The sequence below is a fragment of the Serratia sp. CY40230 genome (assembly GCF_052168835.1).
GTDB classification, from domain to species: Bacteria; Pseudomonadota; Gammaproteobacteria; order Enterobacterales; family Enterobacteriaceae; genus Serratia; species Serratia nematodiphila.
On sequence record NZ_JBJNLX010000005.1, the window covers coordinates 59595 to 75652 of the forward strand.

Consider the following 16058-nt stretch of genomic DNA (forward strand, 5'->3'; position numbering starts at 1 on the left):
CCTTCTCCTTTCCGTGGTTGAAAACGAGAATCATTATTATTTCTTAACGGTTGGCGGAAATATAAGAATAATCTCTATTCCTATCAGGCACCTGGCGGCGAAAAAAGCGGGCGAAAAATCGCCGTAAAATGGCATAGCAATAGCGCGTTCTGGCCATTGGTTTTTACGCAATGAACGGAATTACTGCTTTCAGGAAGGGAAACCACTCGGGGATTTGATGGGTCTATAGCGCAGATCGCTTTAAGCTAATGCGTATTTATTCTTAAGCCGCCCGCCGCAGGGAAACGGCGGCGAACGGCGTGGCGTTTAACGCAGCCAGGGTGTATAGGTGACGCCAACCAGCAACCCTTCCGGGCTGAGCAAACGGGTAACGCTTTGCCCCCACGGCTCTTCACGATTGGCGACCAGCAGCCGATAACCGCGATCGATCAGTCCCTGGGTGGCGGCCGCCATGTCGGCCACGTCGAACTCGATCCATGCCTGCGGCACCGCGAGATCCGCCGGCCAGCGATCGTCGCCAAAGCAGGACTGCGCCGCCTGCGCCAGCGGCCACAGGGCGAAGTGTTTCACCCCGTCCAGCGCGCCCTGCTCGGCCAGCAGATAGGTTTCGTTGCCCGGCATCGGCTTGAGCGGCAACCCCAGCGCCTCGACATAAAACGCCTTGCTCTCGTCGCTCTCACGCGTGATCGGCCCGAATCCGGCGACGAACAACACGCCCAGCCCGGCAAATGGTTGATCCATGCTTGCACTCCCTTCCGGTTAGCGCCCCTGCCGCACCTGCAGCGGAGCAAGTCCATAGGCCGCCTTGAAGCGGTTGCTGAAATGGCTGGCGGAGCTGAAGCCGCACGCCAGCGCGATCTCGGTGATCGGCTGTTGGCTATGCCGCAACAGCTGTTCCGCCCGCTGCAGCCGCGCGCGCATCACAAACTGGTGCGGCGCCAGGCCGGTCGAATGTTTGAACATGCGGGCAAAATGGTATTCGCTCAACCCGGCCTGCACCGCCAGATCGGCCAACAACAAAGGCCGATCCAGGTGGCTTGCGATATATTCCCGCACCCGCCTGGCTGCCGCGGGAGCAAGGCCGCCGCGCGCCGCCGGCAGCTTCCACTGCAGCTGGCTGTAGCGCTGGATCAGGTGCGACATCAGCAGGTTCGAGGCGCTGCTGAGCGCCAGCAGGTTGGCGCTGTCCCGCCAGTCGCAGTTGAGCAAAAACTGGCGATACAGCAGCGTGATCTGCGGATCTTCGCCGAAGCTGCGCGGCTCCACGTTGATCGCCGCCGGGCTGCGATCCCAGGTTTGCTCCGCCAGCCGGCGCAGATGCCCGTCGGTACAATACAGATGCACGAACGACAGATCGCTGCGCACATCCCAGGTGGAAGCGTACTGGCGCGGCATGATGCAGAAGCGATCCGGCCCGCCGCCGTTGCGCCAGCCGCCCGGCACCTGCTGGTAGCACTCATAGCCGTCGGCGACGTACAGGCTCAGGGTATGGTGGTCGGCGCTTTCCTGCGTGACGCGATCGTTGCAGTTAGACCAGGCCGCCAGCTCCACGCCGGTGCCCAGCAGCACGCTGCCGTGCAGCCGCGCCTTGTGCTCTCGCAGTGTTTCAAACGCCTGATAGTTGGACATCGCCGGCCCCGTTGTTCGACATGCTGACAGTGTAAAGAGTGGCGCCGCGGCATGCCAGCGGCCGCCCCGCGCTTTTGGCAAAAAAAGCGCAAGAATATGCAACTGGGCGCAAAGCGCTGCAAGCGCCGCCGCGCGCCAAAGCGGATACTGCGCCATCGGTTTTTTCGGAGTGAATAGAATGAATGCGCTGTTGTACCTCGCCGTGGTGCTGATTTGGGGCACCACCTGGATAGCGATTACCCTGCAACAGGAAGGCCCGGTGGCCATTCCTGTGTCGATCGCTTACCGTTTCGCCATTTCCGCCGCGGTGATGTTCGCCGTGCTGTTGCTAACGCGCCGCCTGCGCCGCATCGCCCCGCGCGATCATCTGTTCTGCGTGCTGCAGGGCTGCTGCGTGTTCGGCTTCAACTTCTTCTGCTTTTACCACGCGGCGGCTTATATCAGCAGCGGGCTGGAATCGGTGATTTTCTCGATGGCGGTACTGTTCAACGCCCTCAACAGCCTGCTGTTCTTCCGCCAGCGCCCCAGCCCCAACCTGCTGCCGGCGGCGCTGCTGGGGTTGACCGGCATCGTGGCGCTGTTCTGGCAAGATCTGGCCGCCACCCGCATGGCGCCGGAGCTGCTTAAAGGCATCGGCCTGAGCGCGCTCGGCACCTACGGCTTCTCGCTGGGCAACATGATCAGCGCGCGCCATCAGCGCCGCGGGCTGGATATTTTTTCCACCAATACCTATGCCATGACCTACGGCGCGCTGCTGATGGCGCTGATCGCCCTGGCGCAGGGCGTATCGTTCCAGATGGAATACAGCAGCCGCTATATTGGATCCCTGTTGTATCTGGCGATCTTCGGATCGGTGATCGCCTTCGCCGCCTACTTCAGCCTGCTCGGCCGCATCGGCGCCGGCGCGGCGGCCTACAGCACCCTGCTGTTCCCGCTGGTGGCGCTGACCATCTCAACGATCTACGAAGGCTACCAGTGGCACTTCAACGCCGTGCTGGGCCTGTGCCTGATTTTGCTGGGCAACCTGGTGATGTTCGCCAAGCCGGGGCTGAAGTGGCGACGGGCGGGTATCTCAAAACAAAACTCAACCCTTTGAAGCCATTGGCGAATATCGTTATTATCAGGTTTTGTTGATAACGGATGATGGCAAATGCTCAGAAGTGATGATGTGACACCCCGCGCCTACCAACAGGTGGACGTGTTTACCCGTACGCCGCTGCAGGGCAACCCCGTGGCGGTGGTGCTGGAGGCCGAGGGGCTGAGCAGCGCACAGATGCTGGCACTGGCCCGCTGGACCAACCTTTCGGAAACCACTTTCGTGCTTAAACCGACGCACCCGGCGGCGGATTATAAGGTGCGCATTTTCACCACCGAAAAAGAGCTGCCCTTCGCCGGCCACCCGACGCTGGGCACCGCCCACGCCCTGCTGGAAGCCGGATTGACGCCTAAACGGCCTGGGACGGTGATGCAGGAATGCGGCGTCGGCCTGGTGGCGGTCAATATCCAGCCGGAAGGCACATTGGCCTTCGCCGCGCCCGAAGTAGAGTTCCGCCCCATGGCGGCCGAGGAAACCGAACGGCTGACGGCCGCTTTACGGCCTGCAGTGATTGCAGCAGGCACCCCGCCGGTGATTGCCGAGATGGGCATTCGCTGGCTGATGGTGCGCCTGCCGGACGCGCAGTCCTGCCTGGCGGTAACGCCGGATCAGGCCACGATTAAACAGCTGCAAACCGCCTGTGATGTGGATGGCGTAGTGATTTATGGCGCCTGCTCCGCAACCGAACCGGCCGATTACGAAATGCGCGCGTTTATGGTGGAATGCGGTGTTTTGATTGAAGATCCGGTAACCGGCAGCGCCAACGCCTGCCTGGCGCGCTTGCTGCAAGCCAGCCGCTTCCCCGACGGCGGCCAGACCGCACAGGGTTACCAGGTGCGCCAGGGCACCCAACTGAAGCGAGATGGCCGCGTGAGCGTGCGCTTTATTGACGGCGAGCCCTGGATCGGCGGGCAGTGCTGCACCCTGATTAACGGCACATTGGGTATTTAGTTTGGAGATGTAGGATAAGGAAGGCGTTGGACATTTGGAGGGGTGTTTACCCTATCGGATCGCGATTCATGAATTGCTAAAAACAAAGCTTTCCTCTGCTAAGTTATGTTCTTTCATGTTGCACATCCCAGTCAAAGTAGCCATCAGGCTGTTTGGATTCTACGCCTTTCAGCCAATACTGTTCACCATAAGCTATCAGCATTGCCCAATGATATTCAATTTCATGGCTCCTGAGACAGACAGCCGTATAACTGTTGATAGGCTTGCACACTAAGCTCGATGATAAAACCAATAACTCCGCGTCACTTTCAGACTTTTGCGCATATTTAACAATGATCGCTTTAAGCATTTCCACCCAAGTATAAAAATTGAAAACTACAGTTTCATTCGAGTCATTCTCATCTCGAAAAAGGATACCATCAACCAGACTAGATTTGTTAATCATTGGTAATCTACATCAAATTAAAAACTCATTTATTATTAGGTTTAATACTAATGATGTCAATTAGAAAAATATCACTCATTTATTTCTCAGAAAAATATCATTGTCAGCGATACCGAAGTCAAGATAAAAACCCAACGTGGATTTTATATGCAGCCGACCGTTTAACCTTATAACATCAATAAATGGGTTAGAGGTCGTAGAATACATGAACCATTTCAATTTATTATACTTATCTGCTCTGACAATAAAACCATCACTCCCCATTTCGCCCTCCCCGCAAAATAAAACGTCACCATCAGGAAGCAATACCTTGTTGTTTATTTGAATTTCAGACCACAAATCATCACGTTTCTTAATGAATGAGCTTAACGAAATAACACTCCCATATGAAATGCCATACTCCTTATTAAAAGTATTTTTGAAGCCATCACTTTCTTCAGAGTAAATATTTATCTCTCTTGCCGTATTGTTTTTACTTGCGATGAGATCCACTCCAATTAACTGACCACGCTCCCATTTCTCTTGTATTTTCTTGATATCCATTTTACTTCCCGCCAATTATTTTATCAATTTTTGACCGCCACAAAAGCACCCACCTATTTTCCAATGCCACAGAGTAGTTTTCAATTAAATAATAGTCACTTTCATCATTATGGGATGTAAAACACTGATCAACACCATTGACAATCCATGATAGCAAATTTAAAACATCATTATCACATTCGTTTTCTTTTAAAAATGCCCCTGAATTATTTATTAAGTCACTTAACAGCTTTTCATCAAAGAACGACCTCTCAAAAAGCGAGTGGCAAAAAGTCCCTTCAATCAAGTCATTTTTGTTATTCATAACATCAAGCTTTAATTCCTTGCTCACATTGAACTCCTAATCATTCCATGGTTTTTTTCTATGAAATCAAAAAGCCAAAAAAACTCTTTGGCTCTAAATACAGTGAATTTTCATGGTCACCATCTTTATACCTGACGATGAACACTGAGAACGGTTCTTCTCTATAATTCACTGCAATTATTTTAACTTCCCGTTCAGTTTTAAAAGCTTGTGAATAGATTGACATCATGGAGAATTGATCATCCACATCTACTTCAAACCACGGAGCGATGTTTTCAACTAAATGTGAATTAACAACCCCATCATCATCAATGTAAAATTCAAATATAACCTCACCGGATATAAAGTAAACCCTGTCATACATCGGATGAAAAACCGGTGGTGTATCCGAATCTATGTAGCCAGTAACAATTATATCACCCACCCCATATTTAATTATATTCTCACTAAACTCACTAATATGTTCCATAAGCTAACGTCAGAATGAAAAATCAGATACGAAAATTTCGTTTATTATCACCCCGCCAGGAATATCGTTTATCGCATCGGCAATCTCATCATATGGGCATGGGAGGATAAACGCAATACCAAAGTCATCATTAATAACTATTGAACCATTGTATATTTTCTGTGATATAGTCAGCTTGATTATATCTTTTATTTCCATTCCGGGGAATATGATTCCATTGTAGCCCCCTTGGTAATAAGCATTACATCCAAGTGACAAAATGACACCGTCTTTATCAGTTATGACGGATAAGGTATTATCGGCTGTATATGACTTTCGCTCACTCCCGTCAGGTAGGGAGTGATTTTTAATCTTAACGCTAAATCTGGAGTGCATCTCATTAATATATAATGAAATATTTTCATTTAGAACGACATTCCCTATAGAAGCACCCGAAACAATTCTAGCGTTAAAATCAATCATGTTAGATACCGTAATATTAAATCATTTATCAATGTGTACGGATGAATATTTGAAAATTATCAAATCTGCTCGTTTAGATACTTTTCATTCTAAACATTCAGAACCGACTGAGAATTATCGACTCTAACAACATCACTTATTTTAATCATTAAAAACTAGAGTATTTCTCTCAAGATTGTGATCTTTTATATAGCCATCCTCCCATTCAAAATAATCATCCGGTGCTGTACGAGGAAAACCCTTCTCAAAATATCCATCACCATGTGACATTACCATACCCCAATAATATTCATCCTCATGACCTAACATACAGGCCTCCATGAAATTCTTGGGTGGTGTTGTAAACATAGGTGTATTGTTAATTATGTAACTTGCTTCCTCTTCACTTTTTCTTCCATAAAAAACAATTACTCCATAAATAATATGGACCCAAGAATAAAAATTCATAATGACACTTTCATTTTTATTGGATTCATTCAAAAATACCAGATTGTCAATTAACCTATTATTTTCAAACATATTAATCATTACCCACCTAGATTATACACCGTGTCACTTACTTCCAATAACGCACTAATCCGATCAATGTAACACCAGAATATATTCGTCGAACAGTCGCCGTTGTCACATCACTCCTGCGACAACCGACGGTGCTGCCACAGGAGGCTTATAAACCCTTCGAACTATGTGGTTAGTAAGAGAGAGAGTATTACCCTCCTATTAAGATACTTTATCTTGGTTTAAATGGATGAAGACATTGTTTAAAGACTTCCCTCATAGTCTCGTCACTCATTTTATTTAAAGAATCATGTTGATATTTATTAATTTTGTTCGTTACTGCAATCTCATTATCCGGGTTTGGTATGTCATAAAATTTTCGCTCAAACTCTCCAAGATAATCAATAGCAATCAACTTATCAAAGAAACTATTGATTGCATAACTACCAGCATACTCTAATGACTCAACATCATCACAAGAAAACTTAACATACATTATAAGCTTCTTCAGCGCACTAATTTCAGCCTGAGTAACAATTATTTTCTTTTCATTTTCATCCACCACAGTTCCCCCTTGCCTTAATCTGATTAAAGGTTAATTTACTTCTCGTTTCATAATTCATTTTAGATACTATGGAATAAGGATTCCCCCCAGAGTAAAGGACATCTTTTAACTTCAACCTTCCATTATGAATGTATTCAAGGGCAGATGACTGTTTTATGTTACTCATTTGCACAGGATCTGCTTTAAAGATAATAGCATAATCACCTCTTCCTACATGCTTAGGATCATTAATAAGAATGTCCCGCATAACATCGTTAGGTGACATAAGTATATCTGTTATATAAACCTTCCCCTTGGCATTAGCCTCGAGAACTCCTGTTTTCATTATACTCTCAAAACCGCTTTTATCCGTATAATGTATAAAGACACTTTCACCACTCAACCCAAACGGGTCCACCCACATCAGCGGGTTCGGCGCATACTGATACAGGTTCAACCCGCCGCGCAACCCTATCGGATCCTGCGTGGTGAAACGCCCCACCTCGGGTTCGTAGTAGCGGAACAGGTTGTAGTGCAGGCCGCTTTCGTCGTCCTGATATTGCCCGGCGTAGCGCAGCGGCTGCTGGTATTGCGCGCCCTGCCGCTTCGCCGCGCCGGCCACCGTCTGGCCCTGCAGCTTGCCGAAGGTGTCGTATTGCCCGGACCAGCACAGGTTGCCCGCTGCATCGGTCACTTCCAGCGGCGCGCTGTTCAGATCGGTGTGGTACCAGTAAATATCCGCCGAGCGGCTGTCGCCCGCCTGCTCCAGCGCCGCCAGCGGGCTCCACGGGCTGGCCGGATCGTAGCTCCAGCTGCGGCGGCTGCCGTCGTCGCGCTGCTCCTGCAGCAACCGGTAACCCTGCCACAGGAAACGGGTCGTCTGTTCGGTTTTGCCCCTGTAGCGCACCGTTTTGCGGCTGCGGCGGCCCAGCGCGTCGTAATGGTACTGCGCGTCGAACTCGCCCTGCGGGCCGCGGCCGTGCGCCTGCACCAGCCGGTTGTCGGCGTCGTAGCGGTAGTGCTGTTCGTACAGGCCGTTGCGCCGGCTAATCAGGTTGCCCCAGGCGTCGTAACGGTAAAACAGTTTTTGCCAGTGCTTCAGGCGGTTGTCGGCGATCGGCGCCAGCGGCAGGTGCGCGTCGATGTCGCTCTGCGGGCTGCGTTCGCCCAGCAGGTTATCCGCCAGATCGTACACCAGCCGCGCGCCCGGTTTGCCCTGATTGGGTTCGCGGTGTTGCAGCAGGCGGCCTTCGGCGTCGTAACCATAGTGCACTTCGCCGCGCAGCGCGTCGCTCACCCCGGCCAGCTCGCCGCGGCCGGTGTAGCGATAAGCGCGCCACAGCACGCCGTCTTCCGGCCGGGTCAGTTTATCGTGGCCGAAGGCGCTGCTCTGCCAGCTGCGGCGGCCCAGGGCATCGTAACGCCGCTGCTGCTGCAGCGCGCCCTGGCTGCGGCCGGTTTCCCGGTGCAGGCGATCGCGGGTGAATTCGCTCACCACCTGCTGGTTGAATTTGATGGCGCTGGCGTGGCCGGAGCCGTAATACAGCCACTGCAGGCGATCGCCCTGCGGCAGCGTCAGCGCCTGCAGGTTGGCCAGCGCATCCCATTGGTATTGCAGCTCGCCGTTCACGCCCTGCTCGCCGAGCAGCCGCCCGGCGGCGTCATAGCGCATCTGCACGCTGTCCGGCTCGATGCCCAGCGCCGCGCCGCTCGCCGTCGGCAGGCGGTTCAGCTCGCGCAGCCGCCCCATGGCGTCGAAGCGGTAATGCCATTCCGCGCTGGCGTTGCCGCGCCAGACCAGTTGCCCGGCCTCGTCGAAGCGGAAGCGCTGTTCGCGCTGCGTCAGCTCGCCTGCGCTGCCCGGCAGGCCGACCTCGCGGTGCTCCTCCAGCAGCCCGGCCGCGCCGTAGCGATAATAGTGGCGGGTGTCGTCCGGGCGCTCTTCAGCCAGCACGCGGCCGACCGCGTCGTAGCTGAAGCGGTAGTCGCCGCCGTTGCCGTTCTCCAGCCGCGTCAGCCAGCCCTGCGGGCTGTAGTGATAGCGCCGGGTGCGGTTGATGCGATCGGTGATGCTGACCGGCAGCCCCAGGGCGTTGTACTGCCAGCGGGTCAGGCTGCCCAGCGCGTCCTGATGTTCGGCCAACTGGCCGTGCGCATTCCAGTTAAAGCGCTCTTCGCCGCCGTCCGGGTGGATCAGGGTTTGCAGGCGGCCGCCGTTATCCCACAAGTAGCGCGTCTGATGGCCTTCGGCATCGGTCTGCGTCGTCAGTTGCCCCAGCGCATCGTAGGTATAAGCCGTGACGCTGCCGGAACAGTCGGTGTAGCGCGTCAGTTGGCCGCGGGCGTCCCACTCCAGCTTCACTTCCCCGCCCAGCGCGTCGATCACACTAGCGGGCAGGCTCTCTTCGTCATCCGGATAGCGGTACAGCGTGGCGTTGCCCAGCGCATCGACATAGCGCGTCGGGCGCCCCAGCGTGTCCCAATGCTGCGCCTCGCTGCTGCCGTCCGGGTACGCGACGGCGAACAGCCGGCCGCTGTTGCGCGAATATTGATAGCGCGTCACGCGGCCGAGCGGATCGGTCTCCGACAGCAGGCGGCCGTAAGGATCCCATTCGCTCTGGCGCTGCGCGCCGCCGGGCAGCAGCACGCTGCACAGTTCGCCGCGTTGGTAGATAAAACCGTAGCGGCGCTGGTCGAAATCGGTGTACTGCGCCACGTTGTCGTCGTCATCCAGCCGCCACTCCGCCCGTTTGCCGTCGCCGCGCACCACGCTGCGGCGCCCGCCGGCGAAGTCGTAACCGAACTCAAGGGATTCCCCGGCGCTGTTGCGGTAGGCCGTCACGCGCGGCACACCGTCGATCTCTTGCCATTGGTATTCGTTCAGCAGCCCGGCGGCGTCCTGGTGGCTGATCATCAGGCCATCGCGCCAGCCAAAGCGGCGCGTCACCTCACCGGCGCGGTTGCTCACCGTCGTCAGCTGGCCCAGCTCATCGTAACCGTAGCGCGCCAGCGTCCGTTCACCGTCGGCGGTTTGCAGCGCCACTTTGCGCAGACGGCCCTGCGCATAGCGGCACATCAGGCGCTGCCCGGCGCTGTCCACCAGTTCGCTCAGCAGCCCCTCGTCGTCGTAGAACAGCGAGGTGGCGTTGCCGATGGCGTCGGTGATCATGCTCAGCCGGCTCGGCTGGTCACCCGCCAGCGGCGGGTAGTGGAAAATCTGTTCGCCGACGTCAAACAGCTGCCAGCTGCCGTCGTCGTTGTGCATCAGCCAGCATTTTTCGGCTTCGCAGTAGGTTTTGTGGCCGCGCGGCACCATCGGAAAAGCGACGAAGTCGCCGGAAGGCGCACGCCACACCAGGCCGTCCTGATACGGCTGCAGGCTGCTCTCCCAAAACAGGTTCCAGCCGCGGCCCAGTACGCTGTCGCCGGGGTTGCCGCTGCGCCAATAGCGCTGCCAGGCGACCGGCAGCCGCGAAGGCAGCACGAAATCGAGATCGTCTTCGCCGTCGAGGAATTTCTGGCCGCTGACGATATCCACCGGCCGGGCGATAATGCCGACCGCGGCGGTGGCGGTCATCAGGGTGCCGGCGCGGCAGGCGATGCGCGCCAGTTTGTTGATGCCAGGCAGCTTGCCCAGCAATTTGCCGAGCGCCCCCAGCTTGCCGGCAGCGCCGCCCACGCCGCCCACCAGGCCGGCGAACAGCAGCGTCAGGTCAGAGACCTTGTACAGCCAATCCGGCACTTCGGGCTTGATCGGCAAGGTGGTGACGGTGCCGCCGCCGATAAACACGTTGGGCGAGCCTTCCATCACCTGCGCGTCGCAGTTGGTTTTGTCCCCCACGCGCGAGGCGGGCTGGCCGTTGATGCTGACCTTGTCGGAGCCCTGCGCCATCTGCATGCTCGGGCCGTCGTCGCTGCAGGCCACCTGGCTGTTGGTGGCGATCGCAGCGGGTTTGCCGTTGATGAAAACGTTGGGGGAGCCGGTGACGATATTGCCTTTGGGGGTCAGGCTACCGGCACCGGCGTCGGCAATGCCGTCGCGCGCCGCGGTGGCCGCCTCCCCGGTGAGATACCCCACCGCCAGGCTGGCGCCGATAAGCAGCACGCCGACGCCGATACAGGAAGCCGCCAGGCCGGCGACGAACAGCGCGCCCGCCGCCACCGCGCCTGCGGCGGCGATCAGGCCGCCGACAATGGTGCCGGCAATCATGCCGGCCAGGGCATGGGAATGCCCGATGGTATCGCCGACGCGAGCCGCTTCGGTCATCGTAAGGTCCTTTTACGCAAAGAGTTCATCGTTAGGCCGCCCGGTAACTGCTCAGCACCTGCTGCAGCAGCGCGTCGTCTTGCGGCGTCAGCTTGCGCGCCATCGCCAGAGTGAATACCAGCACCCGCCCCTCCGCCAGCGCGAACACCGCCTGGTTCTGCCAGATGCGTTTGCCGTCGCGCAGGTAGCTGGCGCGCACCCACTCACCGGCGGCCAGCCCATCGCCCAACGTTGCCGGCTCGCGGCTTTTGAACGCCCAGCCTTTCAGCCCCTGCGCCAGCGCATCGAGCTGGCGGGTGACGTAGCCTTCCAGGCTCTCCGCCGGCTGCAGCGCATCGCGGGAAATATTGACTGAGGGGGAAACATCATCGCCGGCCAACAGGACGTTGACCGTGCGATCGGCATAGCCTTCCGGCAAAGCGACGCTGCCTTCGCTGAAAGCGCAGCGGGATAAAGCGGACATGCGAGGATCCTTTTGCATAAATAATGCTTAAGCATCGCATAACTTAGCCTTGAAATAAAACCATCAGATACGGCGAATGTTGCGCGGCGTGACCGCGTTCACTGTGCAAAAGAGCGATGCCGGAATCTGGCCGGGAATCAAACCGTCATATTACAGAATTATCTGAATCCACCGGCGCGCCGCCGCACCGATTATGGCTATACTCGGCTTTCGTCCGTTTTTCAGGAGATCAGGATGCTGAGATTCACCCGTAGCGCGCTGCTGTGCGCCGCGCTGGCCGCGTTCGCCGCCGGTGCCGCCGAAACGCCGACGTTCGGCCCGGAGCTGCAGGGCTTTCACTACCCCTACCCGTTGCAGCAGTTCAGCTTCACCTCGCAGGGGCAGCCGTTAAAAATGGGCTATATGGACGTGCCGCCGGAAGGCACCGCCAACGGCCGCACCGCGCTGTTGCTGCACGGTAAAAACTTCTGCGCCGCCACCTGGCAGGACACCATCAAGGCGCTGAGCAAGGCCGGTTATCGCGTGATCGCGCCGGATCAGATCGGCTTTTGTTCCTCCACCAAGCCGGCGCATTACCAGTACAGCTTCCAGCAGCTGGCGCAAAATACCCACGGCCTGCTGCAGAACCTGAACATCAGCAAGGCCATCGTCATCGGCCACTCCACCGGCGGCATGCTGGCCACGCGCTACAGCCTGATGTATCCGCAGGCGGTGGAACGGCTGGTGATGGTCAACCCGATCGGCCTTGAGGACTGGAAGGCGAAAGGCGTGCCGTGGCGCAGCATCGATCAGTGGTTCGCGCGCGAGCTGAACACCTCCGCTGAGAGCATCCGCAATTATGAGCAGCACACTTACTACGGCGGCCGCTGGAAGCCGGAGTACGATCGCTGGGTGGATATGCTGGCCGGGTTGAACAACGGGCCGGGCCATCGCCTGGTGGCGTGGAACTCGGCGCTGATCTACGACATGATCTTCACCCAGCCGGTGTATTACGAGTTCAAGGATCTGCAAACGCCCACCACGCTGATGATCGGCACCGCCGACACCACCGCCATCGGCAGCGATATCGCCCCGCCGGCAGTCAAGGCCAAAATCGGGCATTATGATGTGTTAGGCAAACAGGCGGCGAAACTGATCCCGCACGCCACGCTGATAGAGTTCGCCGGGCTCGGCCACGCGCCGCAAATGGAGGAGCCGGAGCGCTTCCATCAGGCGCTGCTCAAGGCGCTGCAACCCTGAGCGGCCGGTTGGCGCGGCCGCCGCACGGCGGCTAAACTTTCAGCTGGCACTCAATTGCAGGAGACAGCCATGCGACAGATTATTGCCAGCGCCTTCATCAGCCTCGACGGCGTGATGCAGGCGCCCGGCGGGCAGGACGAAGACCGCAGCGGCGGCTTTCGCTTCGGCGGCTGGACCGCCCCCTACTGGGATGACGCCGTCGCGGAAACGATGAGCGATCTTTTCTCTGCGCCTTTCGATCTGCTGCTCGGGCGGCGCACCTACGATATCTTCGCCGGCTACTGGCCACATATCACCGACGAGGCCGACCCGTTTTCGGCCGATATCGCCCGCACGTTCAATCAGGCGGTCAAATACGTCGCCACCCACCACGGCGAGACGCTGGCGTGGGAGAACAGCCAGTGGCTGGGGCGGGACATCATCGCCCGGCTGCGCGAGCTGAAGCGCGCTCAGGGGCCGGTGCTGCTGGTGCAAGGCAGCAGCACGCTGATGCAACAGCTGCTGGCCAACGATCTGGTGGACGAACTGCGCCTGCTTACCTACCCGGTGCTGCTCGGCGCAGGCAAGCGGCTGTTCGATGACAACGCCGCGCCGGCGGCCTTTACGCTGACCCAATCGGTGGTCTCGCCCGGCGGCGTGATCGTGGCCCACTACCGCCGCGCCGGCGAGGTGGCCACCGGCGACTTCACGGTGGAAAGCGCGGCGGCGGCCCAGTCGTAAAAAAAGGGCCGTTCGGCCCTTTTCTCTTTTCCTTCCTCGCCCTCAGGCAAACAGAATATCGCTCTGCTCCACCTGCCCGACCACGTGGATCTTGAAGTCGGCGGCGTAGCTGTTGCTCTGGGTGTTCATCAACAGATCGGTGGTGCCGTTGAAGGCGTCGAAGTTGAGTTGGATCTCGCCTTTCTGGCCGCTGAAGGCGCTGCCGCTGTCGATAAAGCGCAGCTCGCTCAGGCTGTTGTTGAAGCGCAGGCCGGAGAGATCGATCTTGTCGATGCCGTGCTCGAAGTCTTCAATCACGTCGAACGCCGCCACCGTCGACTCTTTGGCGTTGAGATAGACGAAATAGTCGGTGAAGTTGTTGGCGTCTTTGCCGCCCCACAGATGATCCGCCCCCAGGCCGCCGTACAGGATATCGGAACCGGCGTTGCCCGCCAGCAGGTTGTCCTGATCGTTGCCGATGATCAGATCGCGCCCGCTGCCGCCGATGGCGTTCTCGATGATCGCCCCGCGCGCGATGGCGACGTTCTGCGTGCCGCCGCCGACGCTGGAGAACGCGCCGTCGTTCAGGTTGATCATCTGCTGCTGGCTGTAGCCGGAGAAGTCCAGCGTGTCGTTGCCGCCGGCGTCCCACACCGCGAAGTTGACCGGTTTGCCGTTGTCCGCCGTGGCGGTCAGGAAATCGCGCCCGGTGTTGGAGTTGAAGCCGTACACCGTGTCGCCGGTGCGGGTGCTCATGTTGGCGCCGTACAATTTTTGGATCGCGGCGATGTCATCCACCATCGGGCCATAGCCGTACACCCCTTTGGTGTCGGCGCCGGTGTAACCGGCGTTGAAATAGCTCATGATCGAGTATTGCAACGAATCCTGATAATAGGCGGCATCGTTCTGGTAGCTCGGGTTGCCCAGCGAGGCGTCATAAGATCCCGGGTGCGCCAGCCCCAGAGCATGCCCCAGCTCGTGGGTGAAGGTCTGGCTGCTGAAGTCGCCGCTAACCGGCGCCTTATGGGTGGCGAAGTTTTTGTTGAACCACACCGTGCCTGCAAAGGCGTTATCGCTGCCCGATTTGGAACTCGGCGGGTAATAGGCGTACGCGTTGATGGCATTCGGGCCGCTGCCGGCGGCGGTGCTGCCGTCGGCGCGCTGGGTGAAGTAAGCGAAGGTAATATCCGCGCGGTGGTTGATATCGGTGGACGCCGCCTCGGTAAAGGTTACGTTCGCCACGTCGGCCCACGCCTGCATCGATTTCAGCGCCTGAGCCTGCGCCGCCTGGGTCAACGGCTGCAGCCCCTTGTCGCCATCACCGGTCTGGCCGATGCGGTTCAGCACGCTCTGCGTCAGGAAGGAATAGGTCAGCGCCACCGGCTGGTGATACACCTGATCGCCGTTGTGCGTCAGGCCCGGCCGCGTCAGCTGATCGGCGGCGCGATCGAAGCTGAAGTTATCGCGGATTTTACCCAGGTTGTTGATGGCTGCCCCGCCGCGCTGGTTGCTGTACAGGTTAGCGTTGTCCAGCGTGAACAGCGCGCCGTAGCCCAATCCGTCATAGGGGCTGCCGGGCTGGTGATAGTAAAACTGATAGTTGTGATCGTTGGGGGATGTGGCGGCCAGGCTGGTGAACTCATCGTCATCTTGCAAAATGTCGTTGTGGCGACTGCTCATTGCATTCTCCTTTTACACAGTAGGAATCCACTCGCTTTGTAAGACTATTCATCAGTCGTTCTAATCTAAGCCAAGGCTTAGGATTGACCAGTATAGTAATTAACCCCGACGGCGCGAGCCCACGCCGCCGCGCATCACCGCGCCGGGCGTTAAGGCGGAAATAATCATAACGATTTGTATTAGCACAGTATTAATGAGAAAGATAAGCGTATCGGCGGGCTAATGACTCGTCTTTTTGGCCATGTTATCGCCGGTTAGATCAGAATTATCGAGGATTAAAAAACCTAATCCTTGCCTCATCATCCTGCCGGGAACGTGCTAAGGTGTGAACGGACAGCCGAAAGGAGTGACCCGATGCCAACCCATTTCCTTATGCGCGCCTTGCGCCGCGCCAGCCTGACAGGAGTCATTATGAGCGTATTGTGCAGCAGTGCCCTGGGCAGTTCACTGCCGTTGCTGGAACCCGCCGCGCTGAAGGGCGACTGGCAGCTCGCCGCCATCGGCGACGGTAAAACCGTCTGCGAGGTGCAGCTGAGCGACGAAGCGGTAGCCAATACCAACGCCTTCCGCTTCAGCGCCTCAGCCGAATGCCTGCAGCCGCTGGCGCTGCACGCGCTGCCGGTCGCCTGGCGGCCGACGCCGGACGGCATGACGCTGACCGACGCCGAAGGGAGCATGGTGGCGTTTCTGGCCCTGACCGCGCCGAAGCGCTATGAGCTGATCGACCGCAACGGCCCTTCGCGCTTTGTGCTGATCCCGCGCTAATCCT

General features: G+C 57.0%; 17 protein-coding genes. 5 read left to right on the top strand and 12 right to left on the bottom strand.

The features are described from left to right. Positions 1 to 306: 306 nt before the first annotated feature. Entirely contained in the window at positions 307 to 741 is a 435-nt protein-coding gene (locus tag ACJ8IJ_RS17630) for a glyoxalase/bleomycin resistance/dioxygenase family protein (RefSeq protein ID WP_004940727.1), read from the bottom strand. A gap of 18 nt (positions 742 to 759) precedes the next feature. Further along, positions 760 to 1629: a helix-turn-helix domain-containing protein gene (locus ACJ8IJ_RS17635; RefSeq protein WP_442518409.1), complete on the bottom strand. Its 870-nt coding sequence runs from the start codon at positions 1627 to 1629 to the stop codon at positions 760 to 762. 178 nt (positions 1630 to 1807) lie between these two features. Here ACJ8IJ_RS17635 and ACJ8IJ_RS17640 point away from each other — a divergent pair, with 178 nt between their 5' ends. Continuing rightward, the gene (locus ACJ8IJ_RS17640) at positions 1808 to 2725 is read left to right on the top strand and encodes a DMT family transporter (protein ID WP_004940731.1); all 918 of its coding nucleotides are present in this window, start codon (positions 1808 to 1810) and stop codon (positions 2723 to 2725) included. A gap of 54 nt (positions 2726 to 2779) precedes the next feature. After that, a complete protein-coding gene (locus tag ACJ8IJ_RS17645; RefSeq protein ID WP_164123953.1) occupies positions 2780 to 3676 on the top strand; it encodes a PhzF family phenazine biosynthesis protein in 897 nt (298 codons plus the stop codon). Positions 3677 to 3779: 103 nt separating this feature from the next. On the opposite strand, the gene ACJ8IJ_RS17650 is transcribed toward ACJ8IJ_RS17645, so the two are convergent. From ACJ8IJ_RS17650 to ACJ8IJ_RS17690, 9 genes are all read right to left on the bottom strand, one after another. Continuing rightward, on the bottom strand, positions 3780 to 4121 hold the full coding sequence (locus ACJ8IJ_RS17650) for a hypothetical protein (protein WP_239664316.1): 342 nt from the start codon (positions 4119 to 4121) through the stop codon (positions 3780 to 3782). A 75-nt stretch (positions 4122 to 4196) separates the two neighbouring features. Beyond that, positions 4197 to 4664 (bottom strand): hypothetical protein, encoded by a 468-nt coding sequence (locus ACJ8IJ_RS17655; protein ID WP_049188874.1) that lies wholly within the window; start codon positions 4662 to 4664, stop codon positions 4197 to 4199. Between the two features lies 1 nt (position 4665). Next, positions 4666 to 4995: a hypothetical protein gene (locus ACJ8IJ_RS17660; RefSeq protein WP_442518410.1), complete on the bottom strand. Its 330-nt coding sequence runs from the start codon at positions 4993 to 4995 to the stop codon at positions 4666 to 4668. 31 nt (positions 4996 to 5026) lie between these two features. Then, on the bottom strand, positions 5027 to 5437 hold the full coding sequence (locus ACJ8IJ_RS17665) for a hypothetical protein (protein ID WP_442518411.1): 411 nt from the start codon (positions 5435 to 5437) through the stop codon (positions 5027 to 5029). Between the two features lie 9 nt (positions 5438 to 5446). Continuing rightward, positions 5447 to 5899, bottom strand: coding sequence for a hypothetical protein (locus ACJ8IJ_RS17670; protein ID WP_442518412.1), 453 nt, complete (start codon positions 5897 to 5899; stop codon positions 5447 to 5449). 141 nt (positions 5900 to 6040) lie between these two features. Then, positions 6041 to 6427 carry a hypothetical protein gene (locus tag ACJ8IJ_RS17675; protein WP_152733876.1) on the bottom strand — a complete coding sequence of 129 codons (387 nt, stop codon included), beginning with the start codon at positions 6425 to 6427 and terminating at the stop codon, positions 6041 to 6043. A 202-nt stretch (positions 6428 to 6629) separates the two neighbouring features. Beyond that, positions 6630 to 6959: a hypothetical protein gene (locus tag ACJ8IJ_RS17680; protein WP_236689831.1), complete on the bottom strand. Its 330-nt coding sequence runs from the start codon at positions 6957 to 6959 to the stop codon at positions 6630 to 6632. After that, positions 6952 to 11208, bottom strand: a complete 4257-nt coding sequence (locus ACJ8IJ_RS17685) for an RHS repeat-associated core domain-containing protein (protein WP_442518413.1) — start codon at positions 11206 to 11208, stop codon at positions 6952 to 6954. The genes ACJ8IJ_RS17680 and ACJ8IJ_RS17685 overlap by 8 nt, the downstream gene beginning before the upstream one ends. A gap of 31 nt (positions 11209 to 11239) precedes the next feature. Beyond that, positions 11240 to 11671, bottom strand: coding sequence for a DcrB-related protein (locus tag ACJ8IJ_RS17690; protein WP_004940742.1), 432 nt, complete (start codon positions 11669 to 11671; stop codon positions 11240 to 11242). Between the two features lie 234 nt (positions 11672 to 11905). Here ACJ8IJ_RS17690 and ACJ8IJ_RS17695 point away from each other — a divergent pair, with 234 nt between their 5' ends. Both ACJ8IJ_RS17695 and ACJ8IJ_RS17700 read left to right on the top strand, forming a co-directional pair. After that, positions 11906 to 12910 carry an alpha/beta fold hydrolase gene (locus tag ACJ8IJ_RS17695; RefSeq protein WP_004940744.1) on the top strand — a complete coding sequence of 335 codons (1005 nt, stop codon included), beginning with the start codon at positions 11906 to 11908 and terminating at the stop codon, positions 12908 to 12910. A 69-nt stretch (positions 12911 to 12979) separates the two neighbouring features. Then, entirely contained in the window at positions 12980 to 13630 is a 651-nt protein-coding gene (locus ACJ8IJ_RS17700) for a dihydrofolate reductase family protein (protein ID WP_004940746.1), read from the top strand. Between the two features lie 42 nt (positions 13631 to 13672). Here the strand turns inward: ACJ8IJ_RS17700 and ACJ8IJ_RS17705 are convergent, their stop codons facing one another. Continuing rightward, the gene (locus ACJ8IJ_RS17705) at positions 13673 to 15289 is read right to left on the bottom strand and encodes a serralysin family metalloprotease (protein WP_004940748.1); all 1617 of its coding nucleotides are present in this window, start codon (positions 15287 to 15289) and stop codon (positions 13673 to 13675) included. A gap of 411 nt (positions 15290 to 15700) precedes the next feature. Between ACJ8IJ_RS17705 and ACJ8IJ_RS17710 the strand changes: the two genes are divergently transcribed. Continuing rightward, positions 15701 to 16054: an AprI/Inh family metalloprotease inhibitor gene (locus ACJ8IJ_RS17710; RefSeq protein WP_004940750.1), complete on the top strand. Its 354-nt coding sequence runs from the start codon at positions 15701 to 15703 to the stop codon at positions 16052 to 16054. Positions 16055 to 16058 lie beyond the last annotated feature (4 nt).